Here is a 19,278-nt window from a genome sequence, read left to right as displayed (position 1 = left end):
ATTCTTGGGATCCCTCAAAGAATGATACGCTCTAACAGAACATCAAAAATTGACGAGAAAATTCTGATGCGTATTTTGTTTGTTTCTGCCGAGGCTGCTCCCATCGCTAAAGCTGGAGGCATGGGAGATGTGGTGGGATCACTGCCTAAAGTTTTACGGCAGTTAGGACATGACGCGAGAATTTTCTTACCCTATTACGGCTTTCTCAACGACAAACTCGACATCCCTGCAGAACCCGTTTGGTGGGGCAGTGCGATGTTCAATACTTTTGCCGTTTATGAAACTGTGTTGCCCAACACCGATGTCCCCCTTTATCTGTTTGGCCATCCCGCCTTTGATGGACGGCATATTTATGGTGGGCAGGATGAATTTTGGCGCTTTACCTTTTTTGCCAATGGGGCCGCTGAATTTATGTGGAACCACTGGAAACCCCAGATCGCCCACTGTCACGACTGGCACACGGGCATGATTCCGGTATGGATGCACCAATCGCCGGATATCAGTACGGTGTTTACGATCCACAACTTAGCCTACCAAGGGCCTTGGCGGGGTTTCCTGGAGCGCAATACTTGGTGTCCCTGGTATATGGATGGTGATAACGTGATGGCTTCGGCGCTGATGTTTGCCGATCAGGTGAACACCGTATCTCCCACCTATGCCCAACAAATCCAAACCAAAGTCTATGGTGAAAAATTAGAGGGTTTGTTGTCTTGGATCAGTGGCAAAAGTCGCGGCATCGTGAATGGTATTGACGTAGAACTTTATAATCCTTCTAACGATCAAGCCCTGGTGAAGCAATTTTCTACGACTAATCTTGAGGATCGGGCCGCCAACAAAGTGATTATCCAAGAAGAAACGGGGCTAGAGGTCAACTCCAAGGCTTTTTTGATGGCGATGGTCACCCGCTTAGTGGAACAAAAGGGCATTGATCTGCTGCTAAATATCCTGGAGCAGTTTATGGCATACACTGACGCCCAGCTCATTATCCTCGGCACTGGCGATCGCCACTACGAAACCCAACTCTGGCAGACTGCCTACCGCTTTAAGGGGCGGATGTCCGTGCAACTGCTCTATAATGATGCCCTCTCCCGCCGGATTTACGCTGGATCCGATGTCTTTTTGATGCCGTCACGCTTTGAGCCCTGTGGCATTAGTCAAATGATGGCGATGCGCTACGGTTCTGTACCGATTGTGCGGCGCACCGGGGGTTTGGTGGATACGGTCTCTTTCCATGATCCGATTCACCAAACCGGGACAGGCTTTAGTTTTGACCGCTACGAACCGCTGGATATGTACACCTGCATGGTGCGGGCTTGGGAAAGTTTCCGCTACAAAAAAGACTGGGCTGAACTACAAAGACGAGGCATGAGCCATGACTTTAGTTGGTACAAATCTGCCGGGGAATATCTCAAGATGTACCGCCAAAGCATTAAAGAAGCTCCGGAATTAACGACCGATGAAGCCGAAAAAATCACCTATTTAGTGAAAAAACACGCCATTTAAAAATGACTTTGAAAACCTTGGAATAAATCTTTCAGCCAAGTCATCGCTTGGTTACGGTTTGTTTTGACTTCCAATAGCCGTACTCCCCTGGGTGGCAAGATAGCACAGGTTTGCATCAGATCAGCTTTGGTTTGGATCGCCTGATATTCAATGCCATATAAATCGCATACTTTAGAAAATTCAACGGTTTGGGGCGTCGCAAAATAATCCTCAAAAATATCTTTTTCTTCGGCGATGGGTAACATTTCAAAGATGCCGCCGCCTTGGTTATTGATCACAATAATCGTCAGGGAGCCAGTAAATTTTGATAATGTCAAAAAGCCATTGATATCGTGGAGGAGAGCGAGATCCCCCGTCAGTAACACAGCAGGCGAATGATTCTCTGCAATGCCCAAAGCCGTTGATAGGGTACCATCAATGCCATTGGCCCCCCGATTGAAGTAGGGCAAAATTTGTTGATCATTCAACTGCCAGAAAAATTCGGCATAGCGCACCACCATGCTATTGGCAAAGAAAATAGCTGTTTCCTCTGGTAACGCTCTGGCTAAACAGTAGGCGATCGCCGCTTCGTTGAGATTTTGTTCTGCCTGGAAAACTGCGGCTAATTTGGCGCGAATTTTTGCATCTTGGGTCTGCCATAGATCCAAGTAGGGCAAACCTTTTTCGTTGTCGGGAAAGATCCCCAAATACTTCATGGTGCGAAGATTAACGGCGAGATATTGGTGGGGACGATGGAGGGGGTCAAAATTATCGGCCCGCTCGCTCAAGATATAGGTTTGAATCTGCTGTGCTTCGAGCCAGGCTCGCAAAATTTTACTGGTGGGTAAAGCGCCAATTTGAATCACAATTTCTGGTTTGAGGGTTTCTGCTAGGTTTTGATCCCGCAAAATAAAATCGTAGGTGATGACTAAACCCTGGGGAAAATAATGGGCATAATTCCGCACGGGGGAGAGGGCTTCGGTTAAAACCGGAAAACTCAAATAACCCGACAACTGGGCGATCGCCTGACAATATACATCGGGATCATCGGGCTGATTCACCCCAGCAATAATTAGCCCCCGGGCATAATTTTTCCAAGCTTCCGTGGGCAAAATATCCGCAGAAAATTCTGCCTTTTCCAGGGGCTGAATCCCGGCAAAAAAATCCGCCTTGAGCACATCTTTGAGGTGCGTCACTGAGCCATCGGCAAGGGGGGCAAGGGGATCCCGAAACGGACAATTGAGATGCACGACTCCTTTCTGGGGAAACTGCGATCGCCGCCAAGCTTGCACCATGGTTTGTCGGGCATAGCGCAACATTTCAACGGTGCCCAGGGGCGTCGCCATTTCACTAAACCACTGGGCAAAATTTCCAAATAACTTGATCTGGTCAATGGTTTGCCCCGAATGACAATCCCGCAATTCCGGGGGGCGATCGCCTGTGAAGATAATCAGAGGCACCGCACTTTGGTAGGCTTCGATCACCGCTGGATAGAAATTGGCCCCCGCTGTCCCCGACGTACAGACCAGCACCGTCGGTAAACCAGAACTTTTCGCTAAACCCAGGGCAAAAAACGCCGCCGAGCGTTCATCTAAAATCGGGATCGTTTTAATCTGGGGGTGACGGGCCAGGGCAACGGTGAGGGGCGTAGAGCGGGATCCAGGACAAATCACTGCCGATTGCAAACCTAGGCGCGCGAGGGTTTCTACCATCACACCCGCCCAGAGACTATTAAGATTACTAAAATCTAGACCCATACCTTCCGTGCTAAACTATGCTCCCAAATCAACCAGGGTACAATTAAAGCACTGATTTTCAGTCTTTTGGCATGATTGCTTTACCCTCTAGTTTTTCCCCCCAGGCATACCTCGAACTTGAGTCCGAAAGCACAATTCGCCATGAGTATCGCCAGGGATTAGTTTATGCGATGGCCAGTGGTAGTGATGACCATAGTCGCATTGCCATTAATTTTTTAACGGCCCTTAATTTGCATCTCCGGGATGGCCCATGCCGATTTTTTGCGGGGGACGTAAAAGTTAATTATCGAGACCAGTTTTTTTATTATCCTGATGCTTTTGTCACTTGCGACCCCAGGGATCAACAAAATCGCTATGTAAAACAATTTCCCAAGTTAATCCTTGAGGTTTTATCTCCAGCCACAGAGAACTTTGACCGCACAGAAAAATTCCAAGATTATCAACGGATTACGACCTTAGAAGAGTATGTTTTGATTTCCCAAACGCAACAGGAAGTAGAGGTCTGGCGGCGATCGCCCCAGGATTGGACGAATCAAATTTACCGGACGATTGATCCGGTCAAGCTCACCAGCATCAACCTTGAAATGCCCATATCAGAACTGTATCGGGGCACCAGTCTCGAAAGCTGCATTTAAGATGCCGTCGGATTTTTGGCGCGGGCTTCGAGATCGTCAAGGGTTTGCAAAACCAACCGCTTTGCTTCTAGTTGCCAGCCCCAGCGTTGAATTTGAATCGCAGCGGGCAGGGCGATCGCCGGAGCGAGGAAATCAAGGGGCTGCTGGAGGGAAATGCCGAACAGTAAACCCAAACCCGCAATGCCCCAAAAAGGTAAAGCGACTGTCTGTCGATTTTCCAACACCATTTTTCCGAAAAATCCCTGGGGCATCTGGGCCAAAAGTTCATCCTTAATTTGCTGCTGTTGTCGAGGATTCAACATAAACGCAAATTTGCGGCGCAACTTTTCAATCTTGCGGGCGTCGGTACTGTATTCTGTCAGTTCATTTTCCGCCATCTGAATCAATTTCTCTAGCTGAGCCATGGTACTTTGGGCCTCTCTCTTTAAAAATCTCTGTTTATTGTGGCATTCCCTGGGATTTTCTTCCCGGCCCCCAAAAGGCGATCGCCATTACTATTCAGCTTCGTTTATCATCAACCCCTAATTTTTTCATCATTCCGACGGTTTTTTCTACCGCTGTTTCGATAAAAATTTGCTATTGTAAAGAAAGTTTAAGTAAGTTATCCAAATTTATAAACAAGTCTACAAATCACCAATAAATGTGTGACGCAGACAACAAAACCACAAAAGTAAATCATGCTAAAGATAGAGCATTGACCGAAAAGCACCATGAGTATCCCAGGCTTGTTCCAGAGAACCGCTGCCCGTTTTCAAACTATGAACTCTCCCACCGCAAGACGTCTCCGTTTGACGCTATTTTGTGACTTCGATGGGCCATTGGTCGATGTTTCGGAGCGATACTATGGTACATACCAAGCCGCTCTCCAGCATACGCAACAGATTTACGCCCAACAGGGCATCGCCATTCCCCTCAAATACCTCGGCAAAGACCAATTTTGGCAAATGAAGCGCCAACGGGTCAGTGATATCGAAATTGCGATGCAGTCCGGACTCCAAGAAGAGCAAATTGCCTTTTTCCTCGACCATGTCCGCACCATCGTCAACGATGAAGCCCTACTCCACCTCGACAAAATGCAGGGGGGCGTGAACTGGTCTCTGGCCTTACTCCATTCCTACGGAGTGAAATTAGTACTGGTGACGCTCCGGGAAGAACAGCAGGTGCGGAAAATGCTCGATCAATATGGCCTAAAACGTCTATTTAGTGGGATTTACGGTAGTGATGATCGCCACACGGCCTATGTGAACAATGTGGATGTGAAAACTGCCCTCCTCAAGGAGGCGATCGCCGAACAGGGAGAACTAAGCGATCAATGGCTCATGGTGGGCGATACCGAAGCAGATATCATCGCCGCAAAAAATATGAATATTCCGGCGATCGCCGTGACCTGTGGCATTCGTGATACGGCTTACCTCAAAACCTATCAGCCCGATCATTATTGCAATGATCTTCTCTCTGTGGCCCATTTTTTGGCGGAGCGCTATGGTCACTCTCCCAAGCCCCAGGGCCATCACTACTGCCTATCGAGCATTCTCACGTAATCCCACCAACGCACCAGAGGCGTACAAAGGAGCGGTGCCCAGAGGCTACTTAAAATTGCCGTTGCGAGGCCGATCCGTTGCAGTTCACCCCAGAGCATCCCTGGGGAACCCAACCCCCACAGCAGATATTGAAATGCCATAATCACTTCTGCAGCTAGGGTCATCACGAAGACCAGTAGCGCCAGAATAATAAAGTCTTCCTGGAGATAGCGTTGTTGTCGCCAGCGGGAAACAAAATAGGCGACCAGCACGAAGCCTGGAAGGTGGGAAGGCAAGGCACTCACCATTAAGCTGTCATGGATCCAAGCAGCGGCGATCGCCCCCAGGAGGGCATAAATCATCTCCCGCTTTACACTCCAAGCAATCACCCACATCAAAAGCCACTGGGGACTGAAACCGAGGATTGTCATCCCAGGAATGCGGAGTAACAAAAGCTGGGTACACAGCAGCAGCGAGCCAACGCTCACCAAACCATTGATCCAGGGCAATGCCCCCCTAGGGAGTTTGCGAAACATCTTGCTCCGGTTGCAGCTCAAAATTTAGGGGCTTCGGCTCAAAAGGGGCCACCAATACCCATTCCAATGACCCTAACGGCACCGTTAACTCCACCGTTGCGATGGGGGCTGGCCCCGCATTAAAATCGATTGCCGCAATGCGACCAATGGGGAGACCCGGGGCGTACAGGGTACTCAGATTTGAGGTGGTGACCATATCCCCTACTTCGACATCCGGCACTTTTTCATAGAAAACCATCTGGGCCTGTTGGGGGTCGTTCTGGCCCCGGAGATAACCCTGAAAACGACTCCGGGACAACATCACACCCACTTGTTGGTTGAGATCACTCACCAAAGCAACGCGACTACTGTGGGGGGTAACTTGTACCACCCTGCCCACGAGTCCACCGATGCCGGTCACGGTGTCCCCGACTTTGATCCCAGCTTGACTCCCCTGGCCGATAATAATCTGCTGCCACCAGGCATCGGCACTGCGACCAATCACCGGGGCGGCGATCGCCTCTGTCTGGAGTGTTTGTCGATAATCCAACAAGTCTTGTAGCTGTTGGTTCTGGGCTTCGAGTTCCTCGACTCGATTTTGCAGTTCCCGCAGCTTACTGTTCTGGAGCAAAATTTCCGTTTCAGCGGCGGTGAGATTGCCTTGACGCCGGAAGAAAAGCCCATAAAATTCCTGAATTGCGCCTCCCTGGGTCTGGCGCAAAAATAAAGCAGCCGAAAGGCCAACCCCAATAAAAATTAAGGTCATCCCATAGCGTTGCCACCAACGGCGGAACATTAACATTCACTCAAGAAAACGATGTAATCCATCCTAGGCTATTCGTAGCGAGTATGGCTCTTAAAGACCCGCTCCATATCCTTATCTTTAAAGTTTTCCAAAACACGACCTGTACCCAAAGCAACACAGCTTTCAGCATTGGCCGCCACGTGGGTAACGATGCCTGTTTCGTGGCTAATCAGGGTATCGAGTCCCTTGAGCAGGGCGCCCCCCCCGGCCAGCATAATTCCCCGGTCAATAATATCAGCCGCCAATTCCGGCGGAATTCGTTCTAGGGTGCGCTTCACAGCTTCAACGATGATCGAAAGCGGTTCAGACATACTTTCACGGATTTCAGGGGCCTTGATGGTGACGGTGCGGGGTAATCCGGAAAGCAAATGTAAGCCACGCACTTCCATGATCGGCTCTTCTTCGTCGGTGGGATAGGCAGACCCCAGTTGAATTTTGATATCCTCGGCGGTGCGCTCCCCAATGACCAAATTGTGGACTTTTTTCATGTAGAGCATAATCGAGTCGCTGAGTTCATCCCCTGCAACCCGTACTGATTCGCTCAGAACAGTGCCCTGTAAACTTAAAACGGCCACTTCTGTGGTGCCGCCACCAATATCAATGATCATGTTACCGGTGGGTTCAGAAACGGGTAGCCCTGCGCCAATGGCAGCGGCAACGGGTTCATCAATGAGATAAACATCGCTGGCCCCGGCTTCTTTGGCTGCTTCTTCGACGGCTCGCCGTTCTACCCCTGTAACCCCACTGGGAATCCCGATCACCATCCGGGGCCGAATCAGGGGATTGCGGTTATCGTGAACCCGCTTAATAAAGTGCTTTAGCATCGCCTCGGCGGTGTCAAAGTCCGCAATTACCCCATCCCGGAGGGGACGAATGGCAATCACATTGTCGGGGGTGCGCCCTAACATGCGCTTGGCTTCTAGGCCGACTGCCAGGACTTCTTGGTTATTTTTGTTGATGGCTACAACAGACGGTTCCTGGAGGACAATCCCTTTACCAGAGACGTATACAAGGGTGTTGGCGGTACCGAGATCGATACCCATGTCCCGTGAAAATGAAAAGCGACTAAATAAACCCACTTGTACGCTGACCCCTTATCTGCTGTGTGTTGAGCTGGTTTTGAACCTTGAACACATTTACATGATTTACATCGATGTATTGTGTCGGCGGATCTTTAGCGAAAAATTATAACTTTTGGATTTTATTATGTTTGTTCACCGGCGTCTAGCGTCTATGGGCAGCTCCCGTGGGGATCAAGAGATCAAGGCGATCGCCTATTTGTCGCCAATTTTACAGGGCATTTTATTCGCCATGACTAATCTTGCCAGAAGGGGACTTCGGGGGGCTGATTCATCTCTTCGAGGGTTTTCCAGCCCGCTTCCCATAGTCGTTGATCCTTGAGTTGTTTGGCATTGATCCAAAATCGGGTGTCAGGGTCACAGGAGGATACTAATTCGGCAAACACCCATTTCCCTTCATTGCGGCGGTTCATCACCTGGAAATGTCGCCAACCGAAAGTCTTTTGGCTGGCGGTCCATTTAGACCCAAGGAGATGGGGAAAGCGTTGTTTTTGTTTCTTCGCCATGGCTGAATTAATGCTCGATCACACCCTGAAATCGGGGTCGTTTATTCTAGCTTAGTGGGACGCGCTTTTCGGATCAAAGGCGTCTCGGAGGCCATCGCCAAGGTAATTTAAACTGAGCACCGTCAAAAAAATCGCTAAGCCTGGAAATAGCGCCATGTGGGGAGCTGTGGTCACGAAATTTTGGGCATCATACAGCATCCGCCCCCAAGTCGGAATATCCGGCGGAAACCCTAAACCAAGGAAACTGAGGGTTGATTCGGTGATAATCGCGTTACTCACGGACAGGGTAGCGGCGACGGCAATGAGACTGACCAGATTCGGCAAAAGATGTGTCCTGAGGGTGCGGAGGGGATTGGCCCCCATGGCCTGGGCAGCGGTCACAAATTCTCGGTTTTTGAGGGTTAAACATTGGGCGCGGACTAACCGGGCGATCGCCATCCAATTCAAGCTACCGCTCACCAGCACCACGAGGAGAAAGGTGCCCCATTCTGCCCCGGCGATCGCCCGGAGGGATTCCCGAAACAGATAGACTACCAGGAGTAATACTGGCAGTTGGGGGAGGGACAAAAATAGATCCGTCAAACGCATCAACAATTGATCGAGCCAGCCACCATAAAAGCCGGCGATCGCCCCAATCACAGTCCCTAAACTAATCGCCACAGCCATCGCAGCCAGCCCGACAGTCAGGGAAACCTTCCCCCCAAACAACACCCGCGCCAATTGATCCTGTCCGAGGTCATCGGTGCCAAAAGGGTGTTCCCAGCTTGGTGCAAGAGCACTTCTGGCGAAGTCAATGCCATCGATGGGGGTCTGGTAAATCAGCGGTAGGCCAAAAACCAACAAGGCGATCGCCCCCAGGACAATCCCCCCAAGTACCGCCAAACGATTGCGGTAAAACCGTTGCCAACTGCGCGTCTTATTCCACATCCTCGTTATCGTAATAGAAAGGACGCACCCGGGACGTGAACCCAGACGCCTTAAATTTTTTCAGTTGGAGGGGTTCCGGCTGATTGGCGGCGACCGATACCGGGATCTGAAACTCACTAATGCCCGGTGGTACTTCTAAAATGGTGCCCACACGACCACGATTCTCAAAGGTCGGCGAACCATTGGCATCATAAATACGCCCAAACACATCCGCATCAACAATATATTTACCCGATGTGTTTTTCGCTTTGCCTTTAATCATGAAACAGTTTGCATCTTCATTGGAGCCGCTGGTCACAATTCCCTGCATCTCTGCGGGACAGCGCTCATAGCTCAAGTCAGACAACTGAATCGGCGTGAGGGCCAAGGCCTGGCTGAAGGGAAATAGCCCCAAACAAAGCCATAAACATCCCGCGAGAAAGCTTACGATGATGCTGCGTCGTTCCATGGATTTCCCTCAATGTCGAAAATTTCCTCTAGCATAACAATTCTATTTTTTTCCCAAGACTTCCGCTAGATTACAGTTCCGATCTGGCGCATCCGATGGCGGAAAAGCAGAGTATAATAATTGATTGCCCAAAATCACCAGATTCTATTTCCCATGCAATTTATTGACCACGCTGAAATTGAAGTTATCGCCGGAAAAGGGGGAGATGGAATCGTTGCCTTTCGTCGCGAAAAATACGTGCCTGCTGGTGGCCCGGCGGGGGGTAATGGCGGCTGGGGAGGTTCAGTGATCTTTCGGGCAGAGGAAAACCTGCAAACCCTCCTCGATTTTCGTTATGCCCGCACCTTTAAAGCCCAGGACGGCGAACGGGGTGGCCCCAATAATTGCACTGGCGCTTCTGGGGAAGACCTGATTGTGGATGTGCCCTGTGGCACGGTAATTTACGACCGGGAAACCGACGAAGAAATTGGTGATTTAGTCTTCCACGGACAAATCTTTTGCGTCGCCAAAGGCGGTAAAGGAGGCCTGGGAAACAAGCATTTTCTCAGCAATAAAAACCGCGCCCCAGAATATGCTCTCCCCGGTTTGGAAGGGGAAATCAAGCAACTGCGCCTAGAGCTGAAATTACTGGCAGAAGTGGGCATTATCGGCCTCCCCAATGCCGGGAAATCGACCCTAATCTCTGCGTTGTCGGCGGCTCGGCCCAAAATCGGCGCTTATCCGTTTACAACTTTAATCCCTAATTTAGGCGTGGTGAAACGGCCAACAGGGGATGGCACGGTATTTGCGGATATTCCAGGCTTAATTGAGGGGGCACACCAAGGGGTAGGCTTGGGCCATGAATTTTTACGTCACATTGAGCGCACGAAGGTTTTGGTGCATTTAGTGGATCTCAATGCAGAAGATCCAATTAAAAATTACGAAACGATCCAGGGAGAACTAGAAGCTTATGGTCGCGGTTTACCAGAACTCCCCCAGATCATTGCCCTCAATAAACTCGATGCAGGCGATCACGAATTTGCAGATTTCATCACGGAGGAATTACGGCGGCTGACCGACGCCAAAATTCTGACCATTTCAGCGGTATCCAGAACTGGTCTAGAACAGTTGCTACAAGAGATTTGGGACGTCTTAGACTACCTCAAAGAGATCAGCCGAAATGAAGCACCCGAAACCTCAGTCATGGATCTTGAAAGTCTTCACATTGCAGATGAATGATGCGGGGCTTTAAGGCGATCGCCGGATTACCACCATAGATAGTCATCGGGTCGAGCGATCGCAAGGCAACACTCCCTAAACAAAGCACCGCCCCTTCGCCGATGGTGACACCAGGAGCAATACTACTGCGGGCCCCCAGCCAACTGCCCTGTTCAATGCGAATAGAACCGGTGACTAGCTTAAAGTTCGGGTCGCTCCAATCGTGATTACCAGTGCAGAGATAGACATCCTGGGAAATACAAACATGGTCAGCAAGGGTAATTGGTGCCAAGTTATCAAACCAAGTATTTTCGCCAATCCAGCAATGATCGCCGATGGTCAGTCGCCAAGGAAATTTAACGCGCACGCCGGGTTTAAGCCTCACCCCTTGACCAATGGTGGCGCCAAAGCGTCTCAATACCCAAACTTTAAAAGAGGATAGGGGAATCAATCGAGTTCGCACCACAGGATCACCGATAAAAAACCACAAGAGTTGCCTTAGAAAGGAAGCGCCGGGAGTATAGTCTCCGGTGGTATAGCGGTCGAGATGGATAAAACTCACAACAGCAATCTTTAAATTGAGCAAATTGAGCGAAAATTCAAAGGCAGGGATGGTGATAATGTCTTAATGGCCGAAGACAAAAAAGGCGATCGCCTTTTTTACTCTCCATATTCCTGAAGAAAACTGAGAAAATCGGTTAGGGCTGCTCCGGTTTCTCGGCCAGGGGTAAGTTGATACCGTGTTTGGAGAATAAAGCCTCGATTTTGGATTCGAGCACGGCGAGCCGCTCGTTCTCTTTCTTGATTTGCTCGATCTCGTTCTCGATTTGCTTCGTCCTCTGCTCGTGCTCTCTCGTTCTTTGCTCGATTTCCAGAGTGCCACTCAAGGCCGAGATTAACCAGGAGAGATGCTGTCCCCAGCGCGAACGCCAGGAAACTCCACTGGAGGATGGTGAGGGGGAAGAGTTGGATTGGGATTGTGTCGGTGTCGGCATAGAACCTCAGGAGGGCAGCAACGGCATAGAGAAAGGTGGTGAGGGCACGGGGCAGTAGCGCCAGAAAGCCTATCATGGTTTCATTTTAACCTTTCTGACTTGGTGAAATATGTACAGCTGCTTGAAGGAAATGCTGCTCCCAACTGGGGATGTAGGCTGACTCCGGTACGGCCGGTGATGATCCAGAGGATTGCTCGCCCGATATCACGGGAGACATGCCAGAGGGTTTCGTTAGGTTGGTTGGAGGGAATGGGGATGGGGGTGGTGATAATGCCGCGACTGCCGAAAACAAAGAAGGCGATCGCCTGGGCACGACGCATATGAAAATCAGAGGTGATTAGGTAAACGTGCTGGATATGGCGATCACTAAAGTCTTTGACGAGGGTGGTGAAATTGGTGACGGTATCGATGGCGCGGTGATCGATGTGGAGACGGTTCTCAGGAATGGCAGCTTGTTGAAAAATGGCTGTGGCCTGGGGGGTCGGAATACTGGAGGACACCCAAATGCCGAGGGTTGGGTGCTGTTGGGCAAAGGAGGCGGTGAAGGCTTCCCGTCTAGAGTCTCCGCCCAGGGTCAGGATGGCTTAGGGGGTCGGTGCGTGGAGTTGGGCGAGAATGAGGCGGGTAGGAATAAACCCAATGAGAAAAATGAGGATCGTGATAGTAAAGATTACCCACAGTTTGCGGTAGGTTTTTGGGCGGAGAGGCATTGCAATTTAGCTGATAAAGATAACCAGTATGCCGCGCTGGTTTAGCTTTTGTGCTAGATACTTAGTAGCAGTCTAAACCATTTCATTTATCCATTGGGCGAATACTCTACGGGAGTCTACTGTGAAGAATCGCCTTGGTTCAAGATCGACTGGTAAACACCAATAAGTTTAATCGCAATTTTATCCCAAGTGTAATGTTCAGAGATAAATTGGCGGGCATGATCGCCCATTACTACAGCATCTTCTGGATTAGCCAAACACCAATATATGGCCTGGGCTATTTGCTCTTGGTCAACGGAAACAATTTTGGCGACATTGGCAGCCTCAGGAAAGTTACAAGCATTGGTAAACACACAGGGTAAACCGCTAGCCATGCCTTCTAAGATGGACATGCTAAAGCCTTCGGAGTAAGAGGGAGCAACGTAAACACTGGCGGTAGCGAGGGCAGAATATTTAATATCGCCACTGAGCATTCCAGTAAAGGTAACAGCTTCGAGACAGTGGGCATTGGCAAAGTATTGTTGTGCAGTCGGGAGAAAACCAATACTATCTGGGCCAGCAATTACCAGATGAGCGTCAGGAACCTTTTGGTGAATAGCAGCAAACGCAGAGGCTAACAAATCTAATCCTTTTTTAGGATCAATACGCCCTAAAAATAAGATAAGTTTCTGATTTCGGAGATGGGGATATGTTTGATAGAAGGCAGCAGATGATGGAGGAGACGAGAAATCACTCCAATGAATGCCATTGGGCACGAGCCAAACGGTCGCATCAGGACATAATGTTGCGATATTTTCTGATTCGCAACGGGCAATACTATGAATTGCCTGGGCTTTTCGCAGGTTTCTTCGCTCGATCAAGGAATAATACAGATTTTTTTTCCATGGTTTGTATTGCAGTGCCCAGGGTTCTAACATGCCATGGGGCGTCGTGAGGTAAGGAATCCCATGATATCGGCAAATCCAGTGGCAAAGAGAAATGAGAGGAGAAAAAATCGTATGAGTGTGGATTAAATCGTAGCGTGAAGCATTCTGAAATAGCCAGTGAAGCAGCCGATAGCTCATGATCAGATCATTTTTGAACCAGGCTGGAAAGTATTGAAGTCGATAGGTCTCCTTCTCAAGCCAGATCTCCGTTGGCACATCTAAACAGTGAGCAACGTCGGCATGGGTCGTGATCAGGTCAAGGCAAGTGCCAGACCGACCCAGAGCATCGGCAAGGTCACTCACACTCTTGGACGTGCCGCCATAGGTAACGCTAAGATACGGAGAAATGAAAAGAATGCGGGGAGAATTCATTTCGCAACTTTTCCTCGGTTACGTTGCTTCAGCGAGTGATGTTGAGTTTGATTCAATGCTGTGTCAGCCGCCTGAAGCATTCCCTTCGCAAAGTATTCTGGACGGTAGGTTGAGGCGATCGCCCGACTGGCATTTCCCCATTGCACTCGCTCAGCTTCATTAAGCTGGTGGATTGAGAGTAAACAGCGGGTGATGTCCTGAGTAGAGGTTGGGTCAAATAAGAGACCATTTTGATGCTCATGCACAAGGTCATATCGTGCGCCGACGGTCTGACTACACAGAATCGGAAGACCTGCGGCACAGGCTTCATTCACCACTAAGCCCCACTGTTCTTGTAAGGCCGGGTGGATAAACGCATGGGCGAGTCCATACCAGTCACCGATGGCCGTGTAGGGGATGAATCCCGGAAAGTGAATCCAGGCATCGAGTTCTAACTGGTGAGTCTGCTGCTTGAGGGATGCTGCCTCCACGCCGCTCCCACAGAGTACTAAATCCCAGGCATCGGTGACGTGTTGGCGGTAGAGGGCATAGGCGTCAATTAACCGACTCAGGTTTTTACGCGGAATAAATCGAGTTACAGCCAGAAAATAGGGGCGACTGGGCATTGTGGAATATTTCTGGCGAACCATAGCAGGATTGCGCAGAGCCTGGTCAGCCTGGGTTTCAAAATAATCGTTATCGACGGCATCATAACCGAGAAAAATCTTTTGGGGAAACATTCCTAAGGTCACCAGATAATCTGCATGATGCTGGCTTCCAACGAGTGCCGCATTGTAATGTCGGACATACAGCCAAGATTTGAGAGCTTCTTTCCACTGTTGGCGTAGCTCATCGTCTGCTTTACTTTCACTCATCAAAATGGTGGGAATACGATTGCGGTGACACCAGGACAAAGCCGTTCGAGATGCAACAAAACCCCATCCTGGAATGGCAACGATATCCGGCTGAAGCTGATTCAGAGAAGTAACTAAACGTGATCGCACCAGCCGATGCTGATATTCTTTTTCGTCTAAATCTGCATTTAATAGGGTTTGTAAAGGAAATGTAATGACATTATCTATCATGCCCCAAGGGTGTTCTTGGGTATGACCAATGACTTGTACAGCAGTCAACCGCCATGCTCTGGCCTGACAGGCTGCAAATGTTGCTCTCAAGCGGGCCGCATGGTAGCCACCAATATTGTGAAAGAGAATAACAAGATGCATGGGTTAATGTTAAGTCGTATGTGATTATGATCCTGACTTGAAATGATCAGGAGCAGATGGGGCAAATTTTGGAAGTCGGAAAAAATATTGTCGGTTGAGCCAGAGTATGAAAAAACATGGCCAAAACGCCATACCGATCCAGGCATAGACACCCGGTAAATCGCCCCCTCTGAGAAGGGGAACTAATGCAGCACATAACATCGCCCTGAGTAATACTCCAGCAAAAGGATGAATCTGAACGCTGAAGTGAACAATTTTCGCAATACAAAAGCCATAAAGAAAACTAAATATCACAATACCAATAAGCCATCCCTCCGCGTAGAAAGATCCTAGCAATGTGGGCGAGATCCCAAGGTTAAAGCCTGTATTTTCATCAATGAGGCCTAGTTTATTCATGTAGCCACCAACAGGTTTGTTGGGCCATATAGCGCGGGGAATGGGGCGCAGGAGAATTTCGATATGTTCCATGCCGAGGCTATAAGGTAAACGATCAGGATAAACCTCCTGAAGCAAGACAAAGCCATCAAGCATGTTTGCATCTTCTGCACTAAAGGCTCGTTCCCATGCTACTTGGTTCAGATTTGCAGGGTTGATGGTGGGACTTCTTAGCGCTCCAGCTGTAGCGAAGAGGGTGATTGCCACTACTGCTAATATCGATAACACCCAGAGCCGCCGCACAGGCCGATAATTTGCGGAAATAATCACTCCAGCAGCAATTAGCCAACCTAAAAATTGAAATCGCCCGGATGGACCAAAAGTCAATTGTGCCACGCTTATGAGAGTAAGAATAGCAAAGATCTTGGTAAAGAGAGTGCGAAATCCGCCGAACTTCCACACACATAAAATTAAGGTAGCAGTGCCAATCAATGCTAGCGGAAATAGGTAAAGATAAGCGCTAATCTGAAAACCGAGTGATCGCCCTGCTCGCGTGAGAGTAATAATTTGAGAACTGATAATCAAGGTCATGCTGATGAAAAATCCACCTGCCCACAAAATTCGCTGGCTCCACTTGGGAGAAAGTGGAAATGGCGTTGCACCGATGTTCCAAGCGGGCAGGTATTGTCGCTGAAATAAAATGTAAAATCCGAGCAGGCAAAACTCACCAAAGGTAATAAATGACAAAGCGATGAGGGCTTTTTGCTCATTAATAGGACTAAAACCAAAGTTGCTCAGTCGTACCCAACCCCGACTTAGACCTGTAGTGACAGCCCAATATCGATATGATCCGCAATACAACAAAAAGCTACTTATTAGCAAGGGGATTTCATCATTGCGTTTAAGGAGCCAGAAAACGCCGATCACCACTAGGATAATCTGAGTGATAAACAGCTCTGGAAATTCAAAGAATGTCATAGGAAAAGGGTTTGGAGTCGGTGATGCAGTTGGTTTAGGCTAAAGTCACATAGGTCAACAGCATTGTCTGACCAATATTGAAGACATTTGGGCTGTTGTAAACAAGTTACTAGAGCGTTGGCGATCGCCTCCCCTGAGACTTCAGGCAACAGCAGCCCATTAGTTTGATCTTTCACCACTTCTCCGCAAAATCGGGACGCAATAATCGGTAGTTTCCAGGCTTGGGCTTCGAGCTGGGTGAGGCCAAAGCCATCGGAAAGGGTCGGAAACAGAAATAAATCGGCGTCTTGGTAATACGTTGTGACTTGACTACGGGGAACGGAGCCTATCCAATGCAGATTCTTTGGGGTATCTGGAGGTGGGATGATCCCAAGACCGCCAACAATCCAAAACTCAATGGGGCGATCGCTCAGCTTTTGCGCAGCTTCGATGATAGCAGCAATCCCTTTTCTCAATATCACCTGTCCCAGAAACAGGACTCGTAGGGGACGCTCAGCGGTGAAGCGGTCCGGATAGGTGCGCTCGAAGGCATGACTGGATTCAGGTGGTTCGTAGGCTAGAGGGACAACCTGGAGCTTGGAGTCGGGAATACCAATGGACAGCAATGCCTGTTTTGACCAGGTGGAATTGACCATAATCTGATCAGTTAAGCGGCATTCTTCCTGCCACTGGCTCCAGTATTCCGCAGGTGGGACAGCGTGTTGAGGCGCAAGATGGGGATAACGCTGATGTTCTTGCTGAACAATGTCTGCTTCGACCATGCCAGGGTCAATCTGACCTAAGACAGTGTACCAACCTTTGCTCTTTGCAAACTTCAGTAGGTCAAGGGCGGCGTAACTATAGGCAAATAGGATCGGCTTGGACGTGCCGCATATCTCAAATCCGCTGAGTTGTGTGCAGGTATAGCGCTGGAACCAGACATTTCGCGCCATGATACGCGACCAAGGATCTGTTTTCTGAACCCGTTGAGTCAGTTCAAAGCGAAGAGATTGAAGGGTGTTGTGATGAATTGCTGCTGTTGCGAGGTCTGGGTGAAAGCGTTCTTTCAGAGATTTGAGTGAAGAAGAGGGAATCGACTGAAGTAGGGATTGAGGTGGAACCCAAGTATCCGTAATCAGGCAAGCGAGATTCTGGTGGCGATGGAGCGATCGCGCAATGGCATAGTGTTCGCGGGCTCCGATCTGACAACAAATCCAGAGGGATGAACGCATAAGAGACCTACGATTTTGACCCTGGAGAACGGCTGACCCAGGCATCGGAATCAACATATCCTAGCTTGATCAGCAGATCTCCCGCTTCTTCGTGAAAGAAAGCGCGATCGTTCTCGGTAAAGGCTTCTTTCCACTTCTGAGTTTTTTGCCCCTTGTAGTAGCCAATAATGGCTGTGCTTTCGGGTCGCCATTGAGTGAGCCTTGCCCAACGTCCTTGCCAGATGTTCTTGGGCGATTGGGGCAGCAGTGGCTCTACATATTGGGGTTCTAGGTTGAGCAGATCTCCTAGATGCTCCAATGTATGCTGAGGATTATGAATGAGATCTTCAAACTTGAGCAAATGAACATCCGGCTGAGCCATCCAAGCTTCAACATGATCAGCCCAGGCTTTAACACGACTTCGCCCATTGACTCGTTGCCTCAAAAACTCGCTGATGGGACAACGGGTTGCTGGAGCAAAGCTCTGCATAAACAGATGAAAGGAACACAAAACTGAGCACCCGAGTCTCTTGTAAAACCAACGAGAGCCTATTCAAAAGCCGGGTCACTTGCTGCCATGACCTAGCCCGCAATCCTAGGCGAATAGCCTGGAGTAAAGAAAAAACACAAAGTAGAAAGAACTTATCATGCCAGTACTTTAAAGAAATAAGTCTTCTCATTCTTTATCAAACATCAAACATTAGGGATAGAGAAATTGTTTTCGAGAAAAGATCTTCCATAGGAGAAGATCAACCTGAGGTGGTAGAAGTAATAGAATTTGGATTACTAACTTTATTGGCAGGTTAAAACAAATCGAGTCAAGCGATCGCATCAGATGCTTCTGCCTGATGGCGGGGTAATCATAGACAGAAAGCTCTAAGGTATGGAGTAATAGCTTCTTCATAAGTCGGCGCTCTAAAGCTGAATCCAACTTACTCATCGCCTTAGCCTTATCGTGGATGGATAAGCAGGCTTCAATGACACTCTCAACGTAATCTAAACGAAATTTTTTGGTGCCCACTCGTTCAGCAGAGTGATCTCGCCAATATCCTACAGTGTGGTCTATAAATTTACCAACACCGCCCATTAATTTGACTCTGGCCTGAAACTCCCAATCCTGAGACCCTGTAAGCTTCTCATTCCAAGGTCCTACTTTCTGCAGGTAATCTTTTCGATAGATGGCACCCATCGTATGCCAATGATAACCAGCAATTTCAGCAGCATTAGAAGAAAAAGATGAACCAACAGGCAGAACATGGGCAGTAGGTTTTAGAAATGCATTCGTTCTGACAACGTTGCCGTAGACGTAATCTAAGTCAGGATATCTTTCAAGTTGTTGAAGTAATGGAACAACTCCATCTTTTGCGAGAATATCGTCTGAGTCCATAAACATGACAACATCACCCTGAGCAATTTGATATCCTCGATTCCTTGCTTTCTGGGCACCTAAATTTTTAGAACTACGGCTAATGACAATCTGTGTTGATGGGCTAGTATCTTTAAGTTTTAGACACCACGTATCGGTACCATCGGTAGAGCCATCATCCGCAATAATGATTTCATATATCCAAGGCTGATGATGCAAAATAGACTGGATCGCTTCAGATAGTAAATCTAAACGATTGAAAGTAGGGAGAATTATGCTTAATTTCATAC

At 48.8% G+C, this 19,278-nt stretch carries 22 protein-coding genes; 4 read left to right on the top strand and 18 right to left on the bottom strand.

Annotation, left to right across the window (positions count from 1 at the left end; all coding sequences use genetic code 11):
* Positions 1-66: 66 nt before the first annotated feature.
* Positions 67-1,503, top strand: coding sequence for a glycogen synthase GlgA (gene glgA, locus AACQ84_RS07815; protein WP_012307146.1), 1,437 nt, complete (start codon positions 67-69; stop codon positions 1,501-1,503).
* On the opposite strand, the gene menD is transcribed toward glgA, so the two are convergent.
* On the bottom strand, positions 1,500-3,239 hold the full coding sequence (menD, locus tag AACQ84_RS07810; protein WP_012307145.1) for a 2-succinyl-5-enolpyruvyl-6-hydroxy-3-cyclohexene-1-carboxylic-acid synthase: 1,740 nt from the start codon (positions 3,237-3,239) through the stop codon (positions 1,500-1,502). The genes glgA and menD overlap by 4 nt on opposite strands.
* Positions 3,240-3,310: 71 nt before the next feature.
* Here menD and AACQ84_RS07805 point away from each other — a divergent pair, with 71 nt between their 5' ends.
* A complete protein-coding gene (locus AACQ84_RS07805; protein ID WP_012307144.1) occupies positions 3,311-3,874 on the top strand; it encodes a Uma2 family endonuclease in 564 nt (187 codons plus the stop codon).
* On the opposite strand, the gene AACQ84_RS07800 is transcribed toward AACQ84_RS07805, so the two are convergent.
* A complete protein-coding gene (locus AACQ84_RS07800; protein ID WP_012307143.1) occupies positions 3,871-4,278 on the bottom strand; it encodes a hypothetical protein in 408 nt (135 codons plus the stop codon). The two genes, AACQ84_RS07805 and AACQ84_RS07800, sit on opposite strands and share 4 nt — an antisense overlap.
* 306 nt (positions 4,279-4,584) lie before the next feature.
* Between AACQ84_RS07800 and AACQ84_RS07795 the strand changes: the two genes are divergently transcribed.
* Positions 4,585-5,415 (top strand): HAD family hydrolase, encoded by an 831-nt coding sequence (locus tag AACQ84_RS07795; RefSeq protein WP_099237296.1) that lies wholly within the window; start codon positions 4,585-4,587, stop codon positions 5,413-5,415.
* Here the strand turns inward: AACQ84_RS07795 and mreD are convergent.
* The 6 genes from mreD to AACQ84_RS07765 all read right to left on the bottom strand — a co-directional run bounded on the left by mreD (position 5,388) and on the right by AACQ84_RS07765 (position 9,674).
* Entirely contained in the window at positions 5,388-5,930 is a 543-nt protein-coding gene (mreD, locus tag AACQ84_RS07790) for a rod shape-determining protein MreD (protein ID WP_071819467.1), read from the bottom strand. The genes AACQ84_RS07795 and mreD overlap by 28 nt on opposite strands.
* The gene (gene mreC, locus AACQ84_RS07785; protein WP_012307140.1) at positions 5,911-6,711 is read right to left on the bottom strand and encodes a rod shape-determining protein MreC; all 801 of its coding nucleotides are present in this window, start codon (positions 6,709-6,711) and stop codon (positions 5,911-5,913) included. Before mreC ends, mreD begins: the two co-directional genes overlap by 20 nt.
* 32 nt (positions 6,712-6,743) lie before the next feature.
* A complete protein-coding gene (locus AACQ84_RS07780; protein WP_012307139.1) occupies positions 6,744-7,793 on the bottom strand; it encodes a rod shape-determining protein in 1,050 nt (349 codons plus the stop codon).
* Between the two features lie 236 nt (positions 7,794-8,029).
* Entirely contained in the window at positions 8,030-8,299 is a 270-nt protein-coding gene (locus AACQ84_RS07775) for a TIGR02450 family Trp-rich protein (RefSeq protein WP_012307138.1), read from the bottom strand.
* 51 nt (positions 8,300-8,350) lie between these two features.
* Complete coding sequence (locus tag AACQ84_RS07770; protein ID WP_012307137.1) at positions 8,351-9,226, bottom strand: ABC transporter permease; 876 nt, start codon at positions 9,224-9,226, stop codon at positions 8,351-8,353.
* Positions 9,216-9,674 (bottom strand): hypothetical protein, encoded by a 459-nt coding sequence (locus AACQ84_RS07765; RefSeq protein ID WP_012307136.1) that lies wholly within the window; start codon positions 9,672-9,674, stop codon positions 9,216-9,218. The genes AACQ84_RS07770 and AACQ84_RS07765 overlap by 11 nt, the downstream gene beginning before the upstream one ends.
* A 153-nt stretch (positions 9,675-9,827) precedes the next feature.
* Between AACQ84_RS07765 and obgE the strand changes: the two genes are divergently transcribed.
* Positions 9,828-10,892 carry a GTPase ObgE gene (gene obgE / locus AACQ84_RS07760; RefSeq protein ID WP_012307135.1) on the top strand — a complete coding sequence of 355 codons (1,065 nt, stop codon included), beginning with the start codon at positions 9,828-9,830 and terminating at the stop codon, positions 10,890-10,892.
* On the opposite strand, the gene AACQ84_RS07755 is transcribed toward obgE, so the two are convergent.
* The 10 genes from AACQ84_RS07755 to AACQ84_RS07710 form a co-directional block, all read right to left on the bottom strand.
* On the bottom strand, positions 10,855-11,433 hold the full coding sequence (locus AACQ84_RS07755) for a putative colanic acid biosynthesis acetyltransferase (protein WP_012307134.1): 579 nt from the start codon (positions 11,431-11,433) through the stop codon (positions 10,855-10,857). The two genes, obgE and AACQ84_RS07755, sit on opposite strands and share 38 nt — an antisense overlap.
* A 98-nt stretch (positions 11,434-11,531) precedes the next feature.
* Positions 11,532-11,942, bottom strand: coding sequence for a hypothetical protein (locus AACQ84_RS07750; protein ID WP_012307133.1), 411 nt, complete (start codon positions 11,940-11,942; stop codon positions 11,532-11,534).
* A gap of 4 nt (positions 11,943-11,946) precedes the next feature.
* On the bottom strand, positions 11,947-12,438 hold the full coding sequence (locus tag AACQ84_RS07745; protein ID WP_083764445.1) for a YdcF family protein: 492 nt from the start codon (positions 12,436-12,438) through the stop codon (positions 11,947-11,949).
* Positions 12,439-12,450: 12 nt separating this feature from the next.
* Positions 12,451-12,576, bottom strand: coding sequence for a hypothetical protein (locus AACQ84_RS07740; RefSeq protein WP_254903503.1), 126 nt, complete (start codon positions 12,574-12,576; stop codon positions 12,451-12,453).
* 116 nt (positions 12,577-12,692) lie between these two features.
* On the bottom strand, positions 12,693-13,874 hold the full coding sequence (locus tag AACQ84_RS07735) for a glycosyltransferase (RefSeq protein WP_012307131.1): 1,182 nt from the start codon (positions 13,872-13,874) through the stop codon (positions 12,693-12,695).
* Positions 13,871-15,079, bottom strand: coding sequence for a glycosyltransferase family 4 protein (locus AACQ84_RS07730; RefSeq protein WP_012307130.1), 1,209 nt, complete (start codon positions 15,077-15,079; stop codon positions 13,871-13,873). The genes AACQ84_RS07735 and AACQ84_RS07730 overlap by 4 nt, the downstream gene beginning before the upstream one ends.
* 24 nt (positions 15,080-15,103) lie before the next feature.
* Positions 15,104-16,432 carry a hypothetical protein gene (locus tag AACQ84_RS07725; RefSeq protein ID WP_143589347.1) on the bottom strand — a complete coding sequence of 443 codons (1,329 nt, stop codon included), beginning with the start codon at positions 16,430-16,432 and terminating at the stop codon, positions 15,104-15,106.
* On the bottom strand, positions 16,429-17,643 hold the full coding sequence (locus tag AACQ84_RS07720; protein WP_012307128.1) for a glycosyltransferase family 4 protein: 1,215 nt from the start codon (positions 17,641-17,643) through the stop codon (positions 16,429-16,431). The genes AACQ84_RS07725 and AACQ84_RS07720 overlap by 4 nt, the downstream gene beginning before the upstream one ends.
* 7 nt (positions 17,644-17,650) lie before the next feature.
* The gene (locus AACQ84_RS07715; protein ID WP_041443498.1) at positions 17,651-18,112 is read right to left on the bottom strand and encodes a sulfotransferase domain-containing protein; all 462 of its coding nucleotides are present in this window, start codon (positions 18,110-18,112) and stop codon (positions 17,651-17,653) included.
* A 210-nt stretch (positions 18,113-18,322) separates the two neighbouring features.
* Positions 18,323-19,276 carry a glycosyltransferase family 2 protein gene (locus AACQ84_RS07710; protein WP_012307126.1) on the bottom strand — a complete coding sequence of 318 codons (954 nt, stop codon included), beginning with the start codon at positions 19,274-19,276 and terminating at the stop codon, positions 18,323-18,325.
* Between the last annotated feature and the right edge of the window lie 2 nt (positions 19,277-19,278).

The organism is Picosynechococcus sp. PCC 7002 (genome assembly GCF_963860125.1).
Taxonomy (GTDB): Bacteria; Cyanobacteriota; Cyanobacteriia; order Cyanobacteriales; family MRBY01; genus MRBY01.
This window is presented reverse-complemented; position numbering and strand designations above follow the sequence as displayed.